Annotated in this window: 1 protein-coding gene; it reads left to right on the top strand. The window is 51.1% G+C overall.

Annotated features, from left to right (window positions below; all coding sequences use genetic code 11):
• A partial coding sequence (locus AAEY75_RS14050) for a tandem-95 repeat protein (protein WP_352259900.1) occupies window positions 1–1,666 on the top strand: 1,666 nt, incomplete at both ends.

Raw genomic sequence — 1,666 nt, 5'->3', positions numbered from 1 at the left:
GCCACCGTTGACGTTAACGGCAGTGGCACCCAAGTTGCATTGGTGCTAGGCACCGCAACGGCGATCGAAGACAGCACGGGTGCTCCGATTGGTGACTTGACCTTGAATGCGGATGGCAGCTATAGCTTTGATCCAGCGCCTGACTTCAATGGTACGGTACCGACTGTGAACTACACAGTGACCGACCCTGAAGGCAACACTGACAGTACCACCTTAGACATCACCGTGGATCCCGTAAACGATGTGGTGGCCAACCCTGAAACCGAAAGCACCGATGAAGACGTCACCTTAACGGGCACCGTCATCACCAATGACACGGACGAAGATGGCGACACCCTAACCGTAGCCTCAGCCACCGTTGACGTTAACGGCAGTGGCACCCAAGTTGCATTGGTGCTAGGCACCGCAACGGCGATCGAAGACAGCACGGGTGCTCCGATTGGTGACTTGACCTTGAATGCGGATGGCAGCTATAGCTTTGATCCAGCGCCTGACTTCAATGGTACGGTACCGACTGTGAACTACACAGTGACCGACCCTGAAGGCAACACCGACAGCACCACCTTAGACATCACCGTGGATCCGGTGAATGATGCACCAGTGGCCAATCCAGAAGTAGAAAGCACCGCTGAAGACGTCACCTTAACGGATAACGTACTGCCTAACGACACTGATGTGGATGGTGACACCTTGACCGTAGACTCAGCCACCGTTGACGTTAACGGCAGTGGCACCCAAGTTGCATTGGTGCTAGGCACCGCAACGGCGATCGAAGACAGCACGGGCGCTCCGATTGGTGACTTGACCTTGAATGCGGATGGCAGCTACAGCTTTGATCCAGCGCCTGACTTCAATGGTACGGTACCGACCGTTAGCTACGTGGTGGCGGATCCTGATGGCAACACCGACAGCACCACCTTAGACATCACTGTCACGCCAGTTGCAGATGTGCCAGTTGCAGCTGATGATATAGGATTCGGACCTTTGAATCAGCCTGTAGCGGTTGACGTGGTTGGCAACGACTTTGATGCTGAAAATGATATAGACCCAACTAGCGTTGTGATCACACAATCTCCAGCGGGTGGCACTATTGCTACTGACGGAAAATCGGTTACTGTAGTTGGTGAGGGTGAATGGGTGGTTGATCCAACTACTGGCGTGATCACTTTTACGCCAGAGATAGGCTTCACAGCTGATCCAACGCCAATAAGCTATACGGTTGATGACAGTACTGGTCTAACCTCAAATGAGGCTACCGTTATTGTGGATTACCCACCAACTTCTCCAGTAACAACTGATGACAGCGAAATCGGCGTTTCTGGACAGCAGGTTATTATTGATGTATTGAATAATGATTTTGATTTTGATGGAGACATTCTTCCAACGACCGTTATTATTACTCAATCTCCAGCAGGTGGAACCATTGCAGTAGATGGTAAATCAGTCATTGTTGCAGGTGAAGGTACGTGGAGCGTTGATGGAACCACAGGCGACATCACCTTTACACCAGAAAATGGTTTTACTGGTGACCCAACGCCGATCAGCTACACAGTTAGTGATAGTACTGGTTTAACTTCTAATGAATCCATTATTACCATCGACTATCCACAAACTGTACCAGTGGCAGTTGACGACAATGAGACAGGCGTCTCAGGTGCGGCTGTGT

The sequence above is a fragment of the Psychrobacter sp. TB55-MNA-CIBAN-0194 genome (assembly GCF_040309505.1).
Taxonomy (GTDB): Bacteria; Pseudomonadota; Gammaproteobacteria; order Pseudomonadales; family Moraxellaceae; genus Psychrobacter; species Psychrobacter fozii.
The sequence above is the reverse complement of the archived record's forward strand: the minus strand, read 5'-3'. Positions and strand labels throughout refer to the sequence as shown.